At 69.3% G+C, this 16,382-nt stretch carries 11 protein-coding genes and 1 pseudogene; 10 read left to right on the top strand and 2 right to left on the bottom strand.

Annotated elements, in window-relative coordinates; all coding sequences use genetic code 11:
* Positions 1-9 precede the first annotated feature (9 nt).
* The 4 genes from ASD34_RS16425 to ASD34_RS16410 all read left to right on the top strand — a co-directional run bounded on the left by ASD34_RS16425 (position 10) and on the right by ASD34_RS16410 (position 4,599).
* Complete coding sequence (locus ASD34_RS16425) at positions 10-1,275, top strand: nitrate regulatory protein (protein ID WP_056579551.1); 1,266 nt, start codon at positions 10-12, stop codon at positions 1,273-1,275.
* Between the two features lie 329 nt (positions 1,276-1,604).
* On the top strand, positions 1,605-2,849 hold the full coding sequence (locus tag ASD34_RS16420; RefSeq protein ID WP_056579549.1) for a CmpA/NrtA family ABC transporter substrate-binding protein: 1,245 nt from the start codon (positions 1,605-1,607) through the stop codon (positions 2,847-2,849).
* Positions 2,850-2,869: 20 nt separating this feature from the next.
* Positions 2,870-3,793 (top strand): nitrate ABC transporter permease, encoded by a 924-nt coding sequence (gene ntrB / locus ASD34_RS16415; RefSeq protein ID WP_056582419.1) that lies wholly within the window; start codon positions 2,870-2,872, stop codon positions 3,791-3,793.
* The gene (locus tag ASD34_RS16410; RefSeq protein ID WP_056579546.1) at positions 3,790-4,599 is read left to right on the top strand and encodes an ABC transporter ATP-binding protein; all 810 of its coding nucleotides are present in this window, start codon (positions 3,790-3,792) and stop codon (positions 4,597-4,599) included. Before ntrB ends, ASD34_RS16410 begins: the two co-directional genes overlap by 4 nt.
* A 25-nt stretch (positions 4,600-4,624) precedes the next feature.
* On the opposite strand, the gene ASD34_RS16405 is transcribed toward ASD34_RS16410, so the two are convergent.
* Positions 4,625-5,908: a type IV pili methyl-accepting chemotaxis transducer N-terminal domain-containing protein gene (locus ASD34_RS16405; protein ID WP_235510094.1), complete on the bottom strand. Its 1,284-nt coding sequence runs from the start codon at positions 5,906-5,908 to the stop codon at positions 4,625-4,627.
* A 261-nt stretch (positions 5,909-6,169) separates the two neighbouring features.
* Between ASD34_RS16405 and ASD34_RS16400 the strand changes: the two genes are divergently transcribed.
* A complete protein-coding gene (locus ASD34_RS16400) occupies positions 6,170-7,435 on the top strand; it encodes an MFS transporter (RefSeq protein ID WP_056582417.1) in 1,266 nt (421 codons plus the stop codon).
* Positions 7,436-7,455: 20 nt separating this feature from the next.
* On the opposite strand, the gene ASD34_RS16395 is transcribed toward ASD34_RS16400, so the two are convergent.
* A complete protein-coding gene (locus ASD34_RS16395; RefSeq protein ID WP_056579542.1) occupies positions 7,456-9,174 on the bottom strand; it encodes a bifunctional protein-serine/threonine kinase/phosphatase in 1,719 nt (572 codons plus the stop codon).
* 64 nt (positions 9,175-9,238) lie between these two features.
* Here ASD34_RS16395 and nirB point away from each other — a divergent pair, with 64 nt between their 5' ends.
* The 5 genes and pseudogenes from nirB to cobA form a co-directional block, all read left to right on the top strand.
* Positions 9,239-11,671: a nitrite reductase large subunit NirB gene (gene nirB, locus ASD34_RS16390; protein WP_056579540.1), complete on the top strand. Its 2,433-nt coding sequence runs from the start codon at positions 9,239-9,241 to the stop codon at positions 11,669-11,671.
* A gap of 32 nt (positions 11,672-11,703) precedes the next feature.
* Complete coding sequence (nirD, locus tag ASD34_RS16385; RefSeq protein WP_056579538.1) at positions 11,704-12,108, top strand: nitrite reductase small subunit NirD; 405 nt, start codon at positions 11,704-11,706, stop codon at positions 12,106-12,108.
* A gap of 7 nt (positions 12,109-12,115) precedes the next feature.
* Positions 12,116-14,917: a nitrate reductase gene (locus tag ASD34_RS16380; RefSeq protein WP_056579536.1), complete on the top strand. Its 2,802-nt coding sequence runs from the start codon at positions 12,116-12,118 to the stop codon at positions 14,915-14,917.
* Between the two features lie 47 nt (positions 14,918-14,964).
* The gene (gene ybiB, locus ASD34_RS16375; protein ID WP_056579534.1) at positions 14,965-15,870 is read left to right on the top strand and encodes a DNA-binding protein YbiB; all 906 of its coding nucleotides are present in this window, start codon (positions 14,965-14,967) and stop codon (positions 15,868-15,870) included.
* Positions 15,867-16,382 (top strand): annotated as a pseudogene (gene cobA, locus ASD34_RS16370) (uroporphyrinogen-III C-methyltransferase); the annotation flags it as partial. The gene ybiB and the pseudogene cobA, both read left to right, overlap by 4 nt.

Here is a 16,382-nt window from a genome sequence, read left to right as displayed (position 1 = left end):
CCCCCACGAATGACTTCCGGCCTGAGCTTCCTGATCGCCGCGCGCCGATGCGAGATCGACGCGCTGGACCAGCTCGCGCGCACCAGCGAGCTGGTCAGCGCCATCGGGCGGCTCGTGCATGCGCTGCAGCGCGAGCGCGGCATGTCGAACGTGTTCCTGGCCTCGCATGGTGGGCGCTTCGCCGACCAGCGCGGACCACAGATCGCCGAATGCCTCGCGCTCGAACAGCAGGTGCGTGCCGGCTTCGACCGGCTCGAGGCCGAGCACCACCGCGTGGTGGGCGCCGGCCACGGCGCGCGCCTGTTCAGCCGCATCGCCTGGGTGCTGCCGGGCCTGGACGCCCTGCCCGCGCTGCGCCAGCGCATCGACACGCTCGACCTCCAGCCGGCGCAGGCCGTGGCCGCCTTCGCCAAGCTCGTGGCCGGCCTGCTGGCCGTGGTGTTCGAAGCGGCCGACGGTGCCACCGACCCCGAGATCTCGCGCCTGCTGGTGGCGATGTTCAACTTCATGCAGGGCAAGGAGTTCGCGGGCCAGGAGCGTGCCTTCGGCGCCGCTGCGTTCGCGCTGGGCCGGGGCGACGAGGCGCAGCGCCAGCAATGGCGGCACCTCATCGAGTCACAGGAGCGGTGCTTCCAGGTGTTCATCGACTTCTCGGGCGACGCCGTGCGCGGCCTCTGGCACGCCAGCCAGCCCGACGCCGTGCTGGCCGAACTCGAACGCCTGCGCCGCAAGGGCGCCACGTCGGTGCCGGCCGATGCGCTCCTGAGCCAGGCCTGGTTCGATTGCTGCACCCGGCGCATCGACGCCATGCAGACGGTCGAGAACCGCCTGTCCGCTGACCTGCGCGCGCTGTGCGACCACAAGACCGCGCAAGCGCGCAGCGAACTGGCGGCGTACCAACAACTGCTCGGCACGCTTGCACCGCAAGCGGGTGGTGCGCTCTTCTTCGACGATGCCCAGCAGGCGCAGGACGCCACGCCGGCGCAGCTCGGGCGCCACCTCGAGCGCTCGGTGCTCGACATGGTCCAGGAGCAGTCGCAGCGCCTGCAGGCCATGAGCGATGAACTCGACACCGTGCGTGCCTCGCTCAACGAACGCAAGATCGTCGAGCGTGCCAAGGGCCTGCTGATGGCGCACCGCCGCCTGAGCGAGGCCGAAGCGCACAAGATGCTGCGCCAGACCGCCATGAACCAGAAGCGCCGCCTCGTCGACGTGGCCGAGTCGATGCTGGCCATGGCCGACTACCTGCCGCTCGAGGCTGCACCGCGAGGCTGATGCCAGCCGCTTGAATTGGTGCGGCGCACAACTGTTGTGCGCCCCTGGGTTTTGCGGGCCGGCAGGAACCTTCCGCTGCACCAGCGTGCGCTGCCAGCTCTCTTTTCCACAGCTCCCGCAAGCTTCTGCAAGCAGTTTCGGGCTGGCACACCGCTTGCATAGACCTTGGCGCAGACCGAAAGGTCTTCAGGCAGGTTGCACCCAACGGCGGGTGCGGCCCACCGAACCGGACAAAGGCGTCCCCATCCCGCAAGGGCTCGTTCACGAGCAGCCCCTGCGCGGTGCGGACGCCTTTTCGTTTTTGTCTTTTCACTTCTGGAGCCACGCCCATGTCCGATCTGCTGAAAACCAAACTGAGCCGACGCCGCGTGCTGCAGGCCGCCGCCATCGGCGCCGTGGGCATCGACCCCGCGCTGCGCGCCGCCGTCTGGGCCCAGGGCTCGGACAAGCCCGAGAAGGAAGAAGTGAAGATCGGCTTCATCCCGCTGACCGACTGCGCCAGCGTGGTGATGGCCTCGGTGCTGGGCATCGACAAGAAGTACGGCGTGAAGATCGTCCCCAGCAAGGAAGCCAGTTGGGCCGGCGTGCGCGACAAGCTCTCCAACGGCGACCTCGACATGGCCCATGTGCTCTACGGCCTCGTCTACGGCATGCACCTGGGCCTGAGCGGCCCGAAGAAGGACATGGCCGTGCTCATGACCCTGAACAACAACGGCCAGGCGATCACGCTGTCGAAGAAGCTGTCCGACAAGGGCGCGGTCGATGCAGCCTCGCTCGCCAAGCTCATCGCCACCGAGAAGCGCGAATACACCTTCGCGCAGACCTTCCCCACCGGCACGCACGCCATGTGGCTGTACTACTGGCTCGCCTCGGCCGGCATCGATCCTTTCAAGGACGTGAAGAACATCACCGTGCCGCCGCCGCAGATGGTGGCCAACATGCGCGTGGGCAACATGGACGGCTACTGCGTGGGCGAGCCCTGGGGCCAGCGCGCGATCATGGACGGCATCGGCATCACGGCCATCACCACGCAGGACATCTGGAAGGACCACCCCGAGAAGGTGCTCGGCTGCACCGCGGAGTTCACGAAGAAGTACCCCAACACGGCCCGCGCCGTCACGGCTGCGATCCTCGAGGCGAGCAAGTGGATCGACACCGGCCTGCAGAACAAGAACAGGATGGCCGAGACCATCGCCGACAAGAGCTACGTCAACACCAGCGTGGACGCGATCAACCAGCGCATCCTGGGCCGCTACGTGAACGGCCTGGGCAAGAGCTGGGACGACCCCAACCACATGAAGTTCTACAACGGCGGCGCCGTGAACTTTCCGTACCTGTCGGACGGCATGTGGTTCCTCACGCAGCACAAGCGCTGGGGCCTGCTGAAGGAGCACCCCGACTACCTGAAGGTGGCCACCGAGATCAACCGCATCGACATCTACAAGCAGGCCGCCGCCGCCACGCAGACGCCTGTGCCCAAGGACACGATGCGCAGCAGCAAGCTCTTCGACGGCACCGTCTGGGACGGCAAGGACCCGAAGAAGTACGCCGACTCGTTCAAGTTGCACGTTTGATGTTCGAGGAGAAACACACCATGGTCAGCGCCGTTTTTCACTCCCCGCTCGACGCGGTGGCCCCGCAGGTTGCCGCGCCTGTGGTGTCCCGCCCCCTGGCGCCCGCCCCCGCTGCGGCCGTTGCCGCGGCGGCACCTGCGCCCCGCACCCGCGCGCCCCTCGACCTGCGCGCCTTCTGGATGCGCGTGCTCCCACCGCTCCTGGGCTTCGGCCTGCTCGTGCTGGTCTGGGAAATCGTCGCCATGAAGAGCACCACCGGCTTCCCTTCGCCGTGGGCCACCTGGCAGCAGGCGCTCACGGTGTTCAGCGACCCGTTCTACAGCAAGGGGCCGAACGACCAGGGCGTGGGCTGGAACGTGCTGTCGTCGCTGCAGCGCGTGGCGCTGGGCTTCGGGCTCGCGGCAGCGGTCGGCATTCCGGCCGGCTTTGCCATCGGGCGCTTCGAATTTCTCTCGCGCATGTTCAACCCGCTCATCAGCCTGCTGCGCCCGGTGTCACCGCTGGCCTGGCTGCCCATCGGACTGCTGGTGTTCAAGGGCGCCAACCCGGCTGCCATCTGGACCATCTTCATCTGCTCGATCTGGCCGATGGTCATCAACACCGCCGTGGGCGTGCAGCGCGTGCCGAGCGACTACATGAACGTGGCCAAGGTGCTCAACCTCAGCGAATGGAAGATCCTCACCAAGATCCTCTTTCCCGCCGTGCTGCCCTACATGCTCACGGGCGTGCGCCTGGCGGTGGGCACCGCGTGGCTGGTGATCGTCGCGGCCGAGATGCTCACGGGCGGCGTCGGCATCGGCTTCTGGGTGTGGGACGAGTGGAACAACCTCAACGTCGCCAACATCATCATCGCGATCTTCGTGATCGGCATCGTCGGCCTGGTGCTGGAGTTCGCGCTCATCCAGCTCGCCACCGCATTCACGTTCGAAGAGGTGAAATCATGAATGACGATTCGAAGTACATCGAGATTCATAACGTCGAGCAGGCCTTCAAGACGCCGAAGGGCCGCTTCGTCGCACTGCGCGATGTGAACCTGAACGTGGCCAAGGGCGAGTTCGTCACGCTCATCGGCCACTCGGGCTGCGGCAAGTCGACGCTGCTGAACCTCATTGCCGGGCTGACCACGCCCACGCAGGGCGTGCTGCTGTGCGCCAACAAGGAGATCAAGGGCCCGGGGCCCGAACGCGCCGTGGTGTTCCAGAACCACTCGCTGCTGCCCTGGCTCACCTGCTTCGAGAACGTGTACCTCGCGGTCGAGCGCGTGTTCGCGGCCACCGAGAACAAGGCGCAGCTGCGCGAGCGCACCGACGCGGCGCTGGCGCTCGTGGGCCTCACGCCCGCCGCACAGAAGCGGCCCGGCGAAATCTCGGGTGGCATGAAGCAGCGCGTGGGCATCGCCCGTGCGCTGTCGATGGAGCCCAAGGTGCTGCTGATGGACGAGCCCTTCGGCGCGCTCGACGCGCTCACCCGCGCCAAGCTGCAGGACGAGCTGCTCGCCATCGTGCAGAAGACACGCAGCACCGTCGTCATGGTCACGCACGATGTCGACGAAGCCGTGCTGCTGAGTGACCGCATCGTGATGCTCACCAACGGCCCGGCCGCCACCATCGGCGAGGTGCTGTCCGTGGACATCGCGCGCCCGCGCCACCGCGTGGCGCTGGCCGAAGACCCGGCCTACGTGCATGCGCGCAAGGCGGTGATCGATTTCCTCTACACGCGCCAGGCGCATGTGGAGAAGGCCGCGGCCTGACCCGGCAGGCGCAGCACGACGGGCATCAAGACATGATGACCTGCAGGCTGTGCTCGTACCACCCCGTGAGGCGCTCGAAGGTGTCCACGAGCGCCTCGCTGGAACGCACCAGCGTGGCGCGCCCCTCGGCGCTGTCGAGCGCCTGCACGCCGCCGACGAGGCGCAGCCACTCGTCGCGCGCGCTCACCAGCCCGGCGCGGATCTCGGGCGAGCTGAGCGGCGCACGCTCCAGCTCCAGCAGCGCGGCTTCGAATTCGTTCATGGTCGGCAGCAGCCGCTCGCGCGAGGCGCTGGCCGCGAGCGTCGAGGCCAGCAGCGCGTCCTTGGCCAGCCGCTGCGCGCGCATGCGTTGCCGTCCGCAGATGTTGACGATGCGCAGCGCGCGCCGCGCACCCGAAGCCTCCAGCGCGTCCGTCAGCGACTCGGCCGCCGACAGCAAGGCCTCGCCGCGCGCATCGATCGCGGCAAGCCCTTGCGACGCCGGCTTGGCCGTCAGCAGTGCGGCCAAGCCAGTCCACGCGGCCTGCACCTCGCCGAGCGCCTGCACGCCGGCCGGCCCCAGATCGAGGGCCGCCAGATGATCCAGCGTCTGCTGCACGCGCTCGGTCGATTGCGTGCGCAGCACGCGCGCACGCTGCGCGTCGATGCCGGCCGCGAGCTGCGCCGCCACGCGCACCAGCCGCTGCGAGAGCATGCGCAGCTGGCCCGCGCGGTTGATCGCCTCGGCCCACTGCGCAGCCTCGATGACCGAGCGCGACACCTCGCCCAGCCGCAGGTTGGCGTGCATCGCGGCGCCGCGCAGCAGGCCGAAGGCCTCGTCCTCGCCGATGCCGCGCGCGGCCATGAGCAAGCCCTTGGCGCGATCGACCCACTTGCGCTCGTCCATGCGCGTGCGCAGGCCGTCGAGTTCGGTGCGCAGCGCAGCCTCGCGCGTCCAGCGGGCCTGCGCCTGGGCGATCAGTGCGGCGAGCGCATCGACGCCATCGAAGGGCGCCCACGCATGCACGCCCGCGGCCACGAGCGCGGCGTGCTGCGCGCCGTCCAGCGGCGCGCTCATCACGCCCAATGCGCATGGCGGTGCGCCGCGCCATGCGGCCAGCACTGCCAGCAGCGCGTCGAGCTGCGGCTCTGTTTCATCCAGATGCACCAGGACCATCGACGGTGCGAGCGCCTGCGTGCGCTGCACCAGCGTGTGGCAGTCCGCACGTCCCAGCACCGCAACGCCTGCGGCATCGATCGATTGCTGCAGCGATGCCGGCAAGGGCACGTCTTCAGCGGGTTCGGGGGAAAGGACGACGAGAAGGGACATGACGGCAAGGTGTGGCAAGGCCCCGGAAGCATAGGTCACGCCAGCCTGCATTCGCGGGCACGCCTCTTGCATCGAACAGGGCACGGTGTAACGAAGCACCGCTTTGGTGAGGCTGCAGGTTCCTGCATCCAACCCGGCCATCCTCAGGCCGGGGCCACCCCCATGCCGACGGCGTTCGCCGCCGGCCTCCCGACTCCACCCCTGTCCGTCGACACGACCTTCCCCGGGTTGCGCCGCGGCTTTTTTGCACGTTTGAGCACCATGTCAGGTTTCAGGAATTTCTTGCAGTCAGGCCACAGTCCGACCCTGTTCGCGGCCTTCCTGTACTTCTCGTTCTCCTGCTGCATCTGGGTGCTCAACGGCGCCATGGCGCCCTTCATCGGCGAAACCTTCGACCTCTCGCCCGCGCAGAAGGGCCTGATGCTGTCGGTGCCGATCATCGCGGGCGCGCTCATGCGCTTTCCGCTGGGCCTGCTCTCGCAATACATCGGCCGCAAGAAGGCCACGCTGGTCGAGATGGGCCTCATTGCCGTGGCGATGCTGTTCGGCTTCTTCTTCGTGAAGAGCTTCAACGACCTGCTCGCCATGGGCGTGCTGCTGGGCATTGCCGGCGCGAGCTTCGGCGTGGCGCTGTCGCTGGGCTCGGGCTGGTTCCCGCCGCAGCACAAGGGCCTGGCCATGGGCCTGGTGGGCGCGGGCAACGTGGGCACGGCCGTGTCCGTGCTGGTGGCGCCGCCGCTGGCCAACTGGCTCGGCTGGCAGGCGGTGTACGGCGTGGCCGCCGTCGCCATCCTCATCCCGATGGTCGTGATGGTGTTCTTCGCCAAGGAGCCGCCGGACGTGGACCCGCACGGCAGCTTCCGCGCGCACATCGCCTGCCTGTTCGAGAAAGACGGCTGGGTCTTCAGCCTGATCTACGGCGTGACCTTCGGCGGCTTCATCGGCCTCACGACCTTCCTGCCCTCGTACTACTACGACCAGTTCGGCGTGAGCAAGGTGCAGGCCGGCCAGCTGACGATGCTCGCGGCCTTCATGGGCGCGGCGGTGCGCATCGTGGGCGGCTGGTTGTCCGACCGCTGGGGCGGCGTGAACACGCTCACGGTGGTGCTGCTGGTGGTGGCCGTGGGCCTGGTGCTGGTGGGCTTCTCGTCGGGCTCGCTGGCCATCACCACGCTGGTGCTGATCGTGTGCTTCGCCGCGCTGGGCGCGGGCAACGGCGCGCTGTTTCAGCTGGTGCCGCTGCGCTGGCCCGCCAGCACGGCGGTGGCCGGCTCGATGATCGGCGAGATCGGCGCCCTCGGCGGCGGCCTGGTGCCCAACGCCATGGGCCTGTCGAAGCAGTACCTGGGCAGCTATGCCTGGGGCTTCGTGTTCTTCGGTGCGCTCTCACTCGCGATGCTGGGCGTGATGCGCGTGATGCAGATCCGCTGGACACGCACCTGGGCCGAAAAAGGCGGACGCGCGCGCGTCACGCCAGCCCCTGCGGTTGCCAAGCCCGCGCCCGTTCGCAAGGCCGCCCGCTCATGACCCTGTCCGCCCGCCCCCGCTCAACGTGGCAGGAAGAGAAGCCACACGACGAGCAGCACGTTGAACAGCACCGACACGCCGAGCGCGAGCTGGTACAGCGCGAGCGGGTCGCGGCGGATCAGCGGCGTGGCGGCGGGCGCATTCACGGGGCGCGAGGCGCCGCGCTCCAGCGCGAGCAGCATCTCCTCGGCGGTCTCGAAGCGTTCGCGCGGATCGCGGGCCACGGCCTTGCGCACCAAATGGTCGAGCCACACGGGTACGTCGGGCCGCAGGCGCGAGAGCGCGACCGGGTCGCGCCGGTAACGCGCCACCTGGTAGGGCTCGATCTCGCCGTAGGGGAGGTGCCCGCCCAGCCACTGGTAGAGCGTGGCGCCGAGCGCGAACAGGTCGCTGCCCGCATCGGCCACGCCGCCCTCCTCCCATTGTTCGGGGTTGATGTAGCTCGGCGTGCCCGCATGCAGCTCGCGCTGCGCCGCGCCTTCGCGGCCCGAGATCGCCACGCCGAGATCGAGGATGCGCCAGCGCCCGTCGTCGCCCCGGTGCAGGTTGCCGGGCTTGATGTCGCGGTGGATCACGCCATGGCGGTGCAGCCGGCCGAGCGCGCGGCTCACCTCGATGGCGGCGGCGACCACCTCGGCCACGGTGCCGCGCGCGCCGTCCTTGCGCATCTGCTCGAGCGTGCGACCGCCGTGCCAGTCGAACACGATGTACAGCGCACTCGCATCTGCGGCGCGCTCGTGCACGCGCACGAACCCGCCGCCCTCGCCCACGCGCTGCCCCAGCCACGCTTCGTGCGCCAGCATCGCGCGCTCCTGCGGGTCGCTGGCGCGCGAGGGATGCAAGGTCTTGAGCGCAACGAGTTCGCGCGTGACCGGATGGCGCGCCTGGTACAGCAGGTGCACGCCGGTGTCGGCCACGGGCGCGGTGATGACGTAGCCGTCGAGCACGTCGCCCACCTTGAGCACGGGCGGCGGCGCGAGACGGCGGCCGTCGCCGAGTTCGTCGTCGAGCTGGCGCGCGTCGAGTCCCACCACGCGGATCACCAGCGCGGTCGCGTTGTCGCGCGTGCCGGCATCGAGCGCCGCATGCACCAGCGCCTCGCTTGCCGCTTCGGCATCGCCCTGCAGCGCGAGCGCGGCCACCTGCTGCGGCCTGAGCACGCCATGCACGCCGTCGGTGCTGAGCACGAAGCAATCGCCCACGCGCACATCGCCCTGCAGATAGTCGACGCGCACCTGGTCGTCCAGCCCGATGGCGCGCGTGAGCCGGCTGCGCATGTCGGGGTGGTCGAAGGCGTGGTCCTGCGTGAGCAGCTGCGCGGGCTTGCCGTCGGCGCGCACGCGCCACGCGCGTGTGTCGCCCACATGCGCGAGCGTGTAGCTCTGGCCGTGCAGCACCAGCGCGGTGAGCGTGGTGAGCGCCGTGCCGGCGCCCTCCTGCTTGCCCTGGCGCCGGCGGTTGTGGTCTGCGAGCCAGCCGTTCTGCGCGCCGATCAGACGGTCGAGCGCGGCGGTCGGCTCCCAGGTCGCGGGCGTGGCGAAGTAGTCGGCCAGCAGGCCCATCACCGTGGTCTGCGCCGCTTCGCGGCCACGGCCGCCACTGGACACCCCATCGGCAATGGCCGCGATGAGCCCGCGCGCTTCGTCGCCCACGGGTGCATGCACCGCGCCGGCGAAATCTTCGTTCGCGTCGCGCGGCCCGCGCTGGCTGCTGTAGCCGATGTCCACTTCAAAGCTCATGGCGCGATTCTGACCGCGCGCCGCGGGCCGTCGTTCGGTTGATTTCCCTGAAAGGTCCCGCCCCATGAAGAAAATGAAACTCGTGATGGTCGGCAACGGCATGGCCGGCGTGCGCACGCTCGAAGAGCTGCTGAAGATTGCGCCCGACCTGTACGACATCACCGTCTTCGGCGCCGAGCCGCACCCGAACTACAACCGCATCCTGCTGTCGCCTGTGCTCGCGGGCGAGCAGACGGTCGACGAGATCGTGCTCAACAGCTGGGAGTGGTACTCGGACAACCACATCACGCTGCACGCCGGCAAGAAGGTGGTGGAGGTCGACCGCGTGAACCGCATCGTGCGCGCGGAAGATGGCACCGAAGCGCCCTACGACCGCCTGCTGATGTGCACCGGCTCCACCCCCTTCATGCTGCCCGTGCCCGGCAAGGACCTCAAGGGCGTGATCGCCTACCGCGACATCGCCGACACCGACTACATGATCGAGACCGCGCGCACGCACAGGAACGCGGTGGTCATCGGCGGCGGACTGCTCGGGCTCGAAGCCGCCAACGGCCTGATGCTGCGCGGCATGACCGTGACGGTGGTGCACGTCATGCCCTGGCTCATGGAGCGCCAGCTCGACGACGTGGCGGGCAAGCTGCTGCAGAAGTCGCTCGAAGACCGGGGTCTCAAGTTCCTGATGGGCGCGCAGACGCAGGACATGATCGGCAATGAAGACGGCCGCGTGAAGGCCATCCGCTTCAAGGACGGCACCGAGGTCGCGGCCGATCTCGTGGTCATGGCCGTGGGCATCCGCCCCAACGTGGAGCTGGCCGAGAAGATGCGCCTGCACTGCAACCGCGGCATCGTCGTGACCGACACCATGCAGACCGTGACCGATGCGCGCATCTATTCGGTCGGCGAATGCGCAGCGCACCGCGGCATCGCCTACGGCCTGGTCGCGCCGCTGTTCGAGCAGGCCAAGGTGGCGGCCAACCACCTGGCGCAGTTCGGCATCGGCCGCTACCTCGGGTCGCTCACCTCGACCAAGCTCAAGGTGACGGGCATCGACCTGTTCAGCGCCGGCGAGTTCATGGGCGGCGAAGGCACCGAAGAAATCGTGATGAGCGACCCCTTCGGCGGCGTCTACAAGAAGCTGGTGCTCAAGGACGACAAGCTCATCGGCGCCTGCCTCTACGGCGACACGGTGGACGGCAGCTGGTACTTCAAGCTGCTGCGCGACGGGCGCAGCGTGCACGACATCCGCGACAGGCTGATGTTCGGCGAATCGAACATCGGCGACACCGGCCACGAGGGCCACAGCAAGGCCGCGAGCATGCCCGACGACGCCGAGGTGTGCGGCTGCAACGGTGTGAACAAGGGCACCATCTGCAAAGCCATCAAGGACAAGGGCCTCTTCACGCTCGACGAGGTGAAGAAGCACACGAAGGCCAGCGCCAGCTGCGGCTCATGCACCGGGCTGGTCGAGCAGATCCTGATGTTCACCGCGGGCGGCGACTACTCCGCCACACCGAAGAAGAAGGCAGTGTGCGGCTGTACCGACATGAGCCACCAGGATGTGCGCGACGCGATCCGCAAGGAACACTGGCTCACGCACGACGCGGTCTACCGCGGCATGGGCTGGCGCACGCCCAACGGCTGCGCCACCTGCCGCCCGGCCGTCAACTACTACCTCATCAGCACCTGGCCCAAAGAGGCCAAGGACGATCCGCAGAGCCGCTTCATCAACGAGCGCAGCCACGCCAACATCCAGAAGGACGGCACCTACTCCGTCATTCCACGCATGTGGGGCGGCCACACCACGCCCGACGAGCTGCGCCGCATCGCCGACGCGGCCGACAAGTACAAGATCCCGACGGTCAAGGTCACGGGCGGCCAGCGCATCGACCTGCTGGGCGTGAAGAAGGAAGACCTGGAAGGCGTGTGGAAGGACATCGGCATGCCCTCGGGCTTTGCGTATGCCAAATCGCTGCGCACGGTGAAGACCTGCGTGGGCAGCGAGTGGTGCCGCTTCGGCACGCAAGACTCGACCCAGATGGGCAAGGACCTGGAGCGCGCGCTGTGGGCCATGTACTCGCCGCACAAGGTGAAGCTGGCCGTGTCGGGCTGCCCGCGCAACTGCGCCGAGGCCGGCATCAAGGACGTCGGCGTGATCGGCGTCGACTCGGGCTGGGAGTTGTACGTGGGCGGCAACGGCGGCATCAAGACCGAGGTGGCGGAGTTCCTCGTGAAGGTGAAGACGGCCGCCGAGGTCATGGAGTTCTCGGGCGCCTTCCTGCAGCTGTACCGCGAGGAAGGCTGGTACCTGGAGCGCACGGTGCACTACATCGGCCGCGTGGGGCTGGACTACGTGAAACAGAAGATCCTCGAAGACGCCGAGGGCCGCAAAGCGCTGTGGGAGCGGCTGCAGTTCGCGCTCGACGGCGAACCCGACCCGTGGTTCGAGTCGGCGCAGGCGTCGGTGGATGTGCGGCAGTTTGCGCCGCTGTCGGTGTGAGCCGCCCATCGGAAAAACAAGGAGAGCCCACCATGAGCAACTGGAAAGCCATCTGCCGCCTCAACGACATTCCCGTGCTCGGCGCGCGCTGCGTGAGGCGGCCCGCCGGCCTGGATGTGGCCGTGTTCCGCAATGCCGAGGACCAGGTCTTTGCGCTGCTCGACCGCTGCCCGCACAAGGGCGGCCCGCTGAGCCAGGGCATCGTGTTCGGAACCAGCGTGGCCTGTCCGCTGCACAACTGGGCCATCGGGCTGGACGACGGCTGCGCCAAGGCGCCCGACGAGGGCTGCACGCCGAAGTTCGCCGTGAAGGTGGAAGACGGTGTGGTGCACCTCGACGCGGGTGAGCTGGCCACGCATGCGCTCGACCTCGAACGCCCGGTCGCCGGGCCGCAGCGCATGGCCGTCGTGTCGGTCCTGTCCCCGGAAGAAGGTTGAGGCCCGCATGACCCAGGAGACGCGCTCCACCTGCCCCTATTGCGGCGTCGGCTGCGGCGTGATCATTGAATCCGACGGTGCGCAGATCACCGGCGTGCGCGGCGACCCCGACCACCCCGCCAACTTCGGCCGCCTGTGCAGCAAGGGTTCGACCCTGCACCTCACGGCCAGCGCGGCCGTCACGCGCCAGACGAGGCTGCTGCAGCCGATGCAGCGCGCGGTGCGCGGCAAAGCGCCGGCAGTGATTCCGTGGAACACCGCGCTCGACAACGCCGCCGACAAGTTCGCCCAGGTGGTCCGCGACCACGGCCCCGACGCGGTCGGCTTCTACGTGTCGGGCCAGTTGCTGACGGAGGACTACTACGTCTTCAACAAGCTCGCCAAAGGGCTGGTCGGCACCAACAACATCGACACCAACTCGCGCCTGTGCATGAGCAGCGCGGTGGCCGGCTACAAGCAGACGCTGGGCGCCGACGCCCCGCCGGCCTGCTACGACGACCTGAAGCACGCCGAGTGCCTGTTCATCGTGGGCAGCAACACGGCGTGGGCGCACCCCATTCTTTTCCGCCGCATCGAGGACGCGAAGGCCGCGAACCCGGCGCTGAAGATCGTCGTGGCCGACCCGCGCCGCACCGACACGGTCGAGATCGCCGACCTGTTCCTGCCGATCCAGCCCGGCACCGACGTGATGCTGTTCCACGGCATGCTGCACCTGATGCTGTGGGAAGGCTGGACCGACACCGCCTACATCGCCGCCCGCACGAACGGCTTCGACGCGCTGAAGGCCACGGTGCGCGACTGCACGCCTGACACGGTCGCGCAGGTCTGCGGCATTCCGAAGGACGACCTGCTCGCGGCGGCGCGGCTGTTCGCCACCTCGCCCGCCACGTTGAGCCTGTACTGCCAGGGCCTGAACCAGTCGTCCAGCGGCACGGCGAAGAACGCCGCGCTCATCAACCTGCACCTGGCCACGGGCCAGATCGGCAAGCCCGGTGCGGGTCCGTTCTCGCTCACGGGCCAGCCCAATGCGATGGGCGGACGCGAGGTGGGTGGCCTGGCCAACCTGCTGAGCGCGCACCGCGACCTGGCGAACCCGGAGCACCGCGCCGAAGTGGCCGCGCTGTGGGGCGTGCCCTCGGTGCCCGGCAAGCCCGGCAAGACGGCCGTGGAGATGTTCCAGGCCGCGGCCGACGGCGAGATCCGCGCGCTGTGGATCGCCTGCACCAACCCGGCCCAGTCGATGCCCGACCAGGCCACGGTGCGCCGCGCGCTCGAACGCGCCGAGTTCGTCGTGGTGCAGGAAGCCTTCGCCACCACCGCCACCTGCGCCTTCGCCGACCTGCTGCTGCCCGCCACCACCTGGGGCGAGAAGGAAGGCACCGTGACCAACAGCGAGCGCCGCATCTCGCGCGTGCGCCCCGCCGTGCCGGCGCCCGGCGAGGCGCGCAACGACTGGTCGATCGCCGTGGCCTTCGCGCGCCGGCTCGAAGCGCAGTTGGGCCGCAGCATCACGCTGTTCCCGTACGAGAGCGCCGAGTCGGTCTGGAACGAGCACCGCGAATCCACGCGCGGGCGCGACCTCGACATCACCGGCCTGAGCTACGCGATGCTCGAGACCGCCGGCCCGCAGCAGTGGCCACTGAAGGAAGGCGAGCGCACCGGCCGCGTACGCCTGTACGAAGACGGCGTGTTCCCCACGCCCGACGGCCGCGCACACTTTGTCGACACGCCCTACAAGCCGGTGGCCGAGGCCCGCGAGGCGCGCTACCCCTTCTCGCTCAACACCGGCCGCCTGCGCGACCAGTGGCACGGCATGAGCCGCACCGGCACGGTCGGCAAGCTGTTCGGCCACGTGGCCGAGCCCGTGGTGCAGATGAACGCGCAGGACATGGCGCGCCGCCAGATCGCCGAGGGCGACCTGGTGCACCTCACGTCCAAGCGCGGCTCGATCCTGCTGCCAGCGCGCGCCAGCGCCGAGATCGGCCTGAGCCAGGCCTTCGTCGCCATGCACTGGGGCGAGGAATACCTGAGCGGCTGCTCGTCGACCGGCACGCGGCTCGCGGGCATCAATGCGCTCACCACACCGGCCTACTGCCCGACGTCGAAGCAGCCCGAGCTCAAGCACACGCCCGTGAAGATCCTCAAGGCCGAGCTGCCGTGGTCGCTGCTGGCCATGGCCTGGCTGCCCGCCGGCGACGCGCTCACGGCGCAGCGCGCGCTGCAGCCGCTGATGGCGCTGTTCCCCTTCGCCACCTGCGTGCCGTTCGCGAGCAACGCGCAGGGCGAAGAAGAACGCAGCGGCGTCCTGTTTCGCGCCGCCGCGCACGACGCGCCCGATGCCGCGCTGGTCGAAAAAATCGAAGCCCTGCTGGGCCTGCAGACCGCCGACACCCTGCGCTACGCCGACCACCGCCGCGGCCAGCGCCGCGCTGCGCGGCTGGTGCGCCGCGCCGATGGCAGCGCCGGTCTGGAGGCCTTTTTGCTGGGCGGCGACACCAGCGCCGAAGCCTGGATCGCCACCCTGCTGCGCGAGGAACTGCCCGCGCAAAGCTACGGCCGCCTGCTGCTGTCGCCGGGCGCCCGCGCACCGGTGGCCGTGCAGTCGCGCGGCAAGCCGGTGTGCGCCTGCTTCAACGTGACCGACCGCGCCATCGAGGCCGAGCTGCTGCGCTGCACCGGCAGCGCCGACGAGCGGCTGGCGGCGCTGCAGGGGGCGCTGAAGTGCGGCACCAACTGCGGCTCGTGCGTGCCGGAGCTCAAGCGCATGGTGCGGGCCACCCCGGCCGAAGCACTGGCCGTGGGGGCATAAGCCGACTCACATTCCGGCATAAGCGTTGCGGGACAATCCGCCTACCCATGGGAATCAGCCACTACATCAAGGAAATCGGCCGCGGCGCGCGAGGCGCCCGTCCGCTCACGCGCGAACAGGCCGCGGACCTGTTCGGCCAGGTGCTCGACGGCACGGTCACCGACCTGGAAATCGGCGGCTTCTGCCTGGCCATGCGCATCAAGGGCGAGACGCCCGAGGAGATGGCCGGTTTTCTCGACGCCACGCACGCACGGCTGAACCCCGTGACGACCCGCGGCGGCCCGCTGATCGCGCTGCCCAGCTACAACGGCGCGCGCAAGCTGCCGGTGCTCACGCCGCTGTTGGCGCTGCTGCTGGCGCGCGAAGGCCTGGCGGTGCTGGTGCACGGCAGCGCGGGCGAAACCTCGCGGGTACTGGCATCGCACGTGCTTGCTGCCCTGGACATGCCCCCGATGACCACGCTCACGCCCCTCGCCGCCGGCCAGGTGGGCTTTGCCCCGACCGAGCTGCTGAACCCCGCGCTCAAGCGTCTGCTCGACGTGCGCCGCGTGGTGGGCCTGCGCAACCCCGGCCACAGCGTGGTCAAGCTCATGCGCCCGACCACCGGCCCCTGCGTGGTGGTGGCCAGCTACACGCACCCCGAATACGCCCGCACCATGGGCGAGACCTTCGAGCTCACGGGCATGACCGCCCTGCTCTCGCGCGGCCTCGAAGGCGAAGTGGTGTCCGACCCGCGCCGCACCGCGCAGATCGACGGCTTCGTGCGCGGCGTGCGCAGCGAACTCCAGGCCCAGGCCGCCGGCACCGCCGCCGACGTGCCCGGCCTGCCGAAAGAAATCGACGTCGCCACCACGGCCGAGTACACGCGGCGCGTGCTGGCCGGCGCGCTTCCCGTGCCCGAAGCCATTGCGACCCAAGTCAGGCACATCACCGAACTGGCCTCCCACGCATGAACACCCCCTCCACCCTCATCACCGGCCGCTGCACGCTGGTGGGCGCCGGCCCCGGCGACCCCGAGCTGCTGACCATCAAGGCCGTCAAGGCGATCCAGGCCGCCACGGTGCTGCTGGTCGACGACCTCGTGAACGACGCCGTGCTCCAGGCCTACGCCCGGCCCGGCGCGCGCATCGTGCACGTGGGCAAGCGCGGCGGCTGCAAGAGCACGCCGCAGGCCTTCATCGAGCGGCTCATGATCACGGCCGTGCGCGAAGGCGAGACCGTGGTGCGCCTGAAGGGCGGCGACCCGTTCATCTTCGGGCGCGGCGGCGAAGAGGTGGAGCACCTGCGCGAAGCCGGCATCGAATGCGCGGTGGTCAACGGCATCACCGCCGGCCTGGCCGCCGTGACCTCGCTGGGCGTGCCGCTCACGCACCGCGACCACGCACAGGGCGTGGTGTTCGTCACCGGCCACGCCAAGACCGGCGCGGGCGCGGCCGAAGACCCGACCGACTGGCGCGCACTGGCC

Origin of the sequence: Variovorax sp. Root473 (assembly GCF_001426505.1) — a bacterium.
GTDB lineage: Bacteria > Pseudomonadota > Gammaproteobacteria > Burkholderiales > Burkholderiaceae_C > Variovorax.
Note: the sequence above shows the minus strand (reverse complement) of the source record. Positions and strands in the feature narration are given on the sequence as shown.

Excerpts from the sequence above, each read along its gene's own strand:
- ntrB (WP_056582419.1), top strand. The coding sequence starts at position 2,870 with ATGGTCAGCGCCGTTTTTCACTCCCCGCTCGACGCGGTGGCCCCGCAG.
- ASD34_RS16380 (WP_056579536.1), top strand. The coding sequence starts at position 12,116 with ATGACCCAGGAGACGCGCTCCACCTGCCCCTATTGCGGCGTCGGCTGC.
- ASD34_RS16405 (WP_235510094.1), bottom strand. The coding sequence starts at position 5,908 with ATGTCCCTTCTCGTCGTCCTTTCCCCCGAACCCGCTGAAGACGTGCCC.
- ASD34_RS16395 (WP_056579542.1), bottom strand. The coding sequence starts at position 9,174 with ATGAGCTTTGAAGTGGACATCGGCTACAGCAGCCAGCGCGGGCCGCGC.
- ybiB (WP_056579534.1), top strand. The coding sequence starts at position 14,965 with ATGGGAATCAGCCACTACATCAAGGAAATCGGCCGCGGCGCGCGAGGC.
- ASD34_RS16400 (WP_056582417.1), top strand. The coding sequence starts at position 6,170 with ATGTCAGGTTTCAGGAATTTCTTGCAGTCAGGCCACAGTCCGACCCTG.
- ASD34_RS16410 (WP_056579546.1), top strand. The coding sequence starts at position 3,790 with ATGAATGACGATTCGAAGTACATCGAGATTCATAACGTCGAGCAGGCC.
- nirB (WP_056579540.1), top strand. The coding sequence starts at position 9,239 with ATGAAGAAAATGAAACTCGTGATGGTCGGCAACGGCATGGCCGGCGTG.
- nirD (WP_056579538.1), top strand. The coding sequence starts at position 11,704 with ATGAGCAACTGGAAAGCCATCTGCCGCCTCAACGACATTCCCGTGCTC.
- ASD34_RS16420 (WP_056579549.1), top strand. The coding sequence starts at position 1,605 with ATGTCCGATCTGCTGAAAACCAAACTGAGCCGACGCCGCGTGCTGCAG.
- ASD34_RS16425 (WP_056579551.1), top strand. The coding sequence starts at position 10 with ATGACTTCCGGCCTGAGCTTCCTGATCGCCGCGCGCCGATGCGAGATC.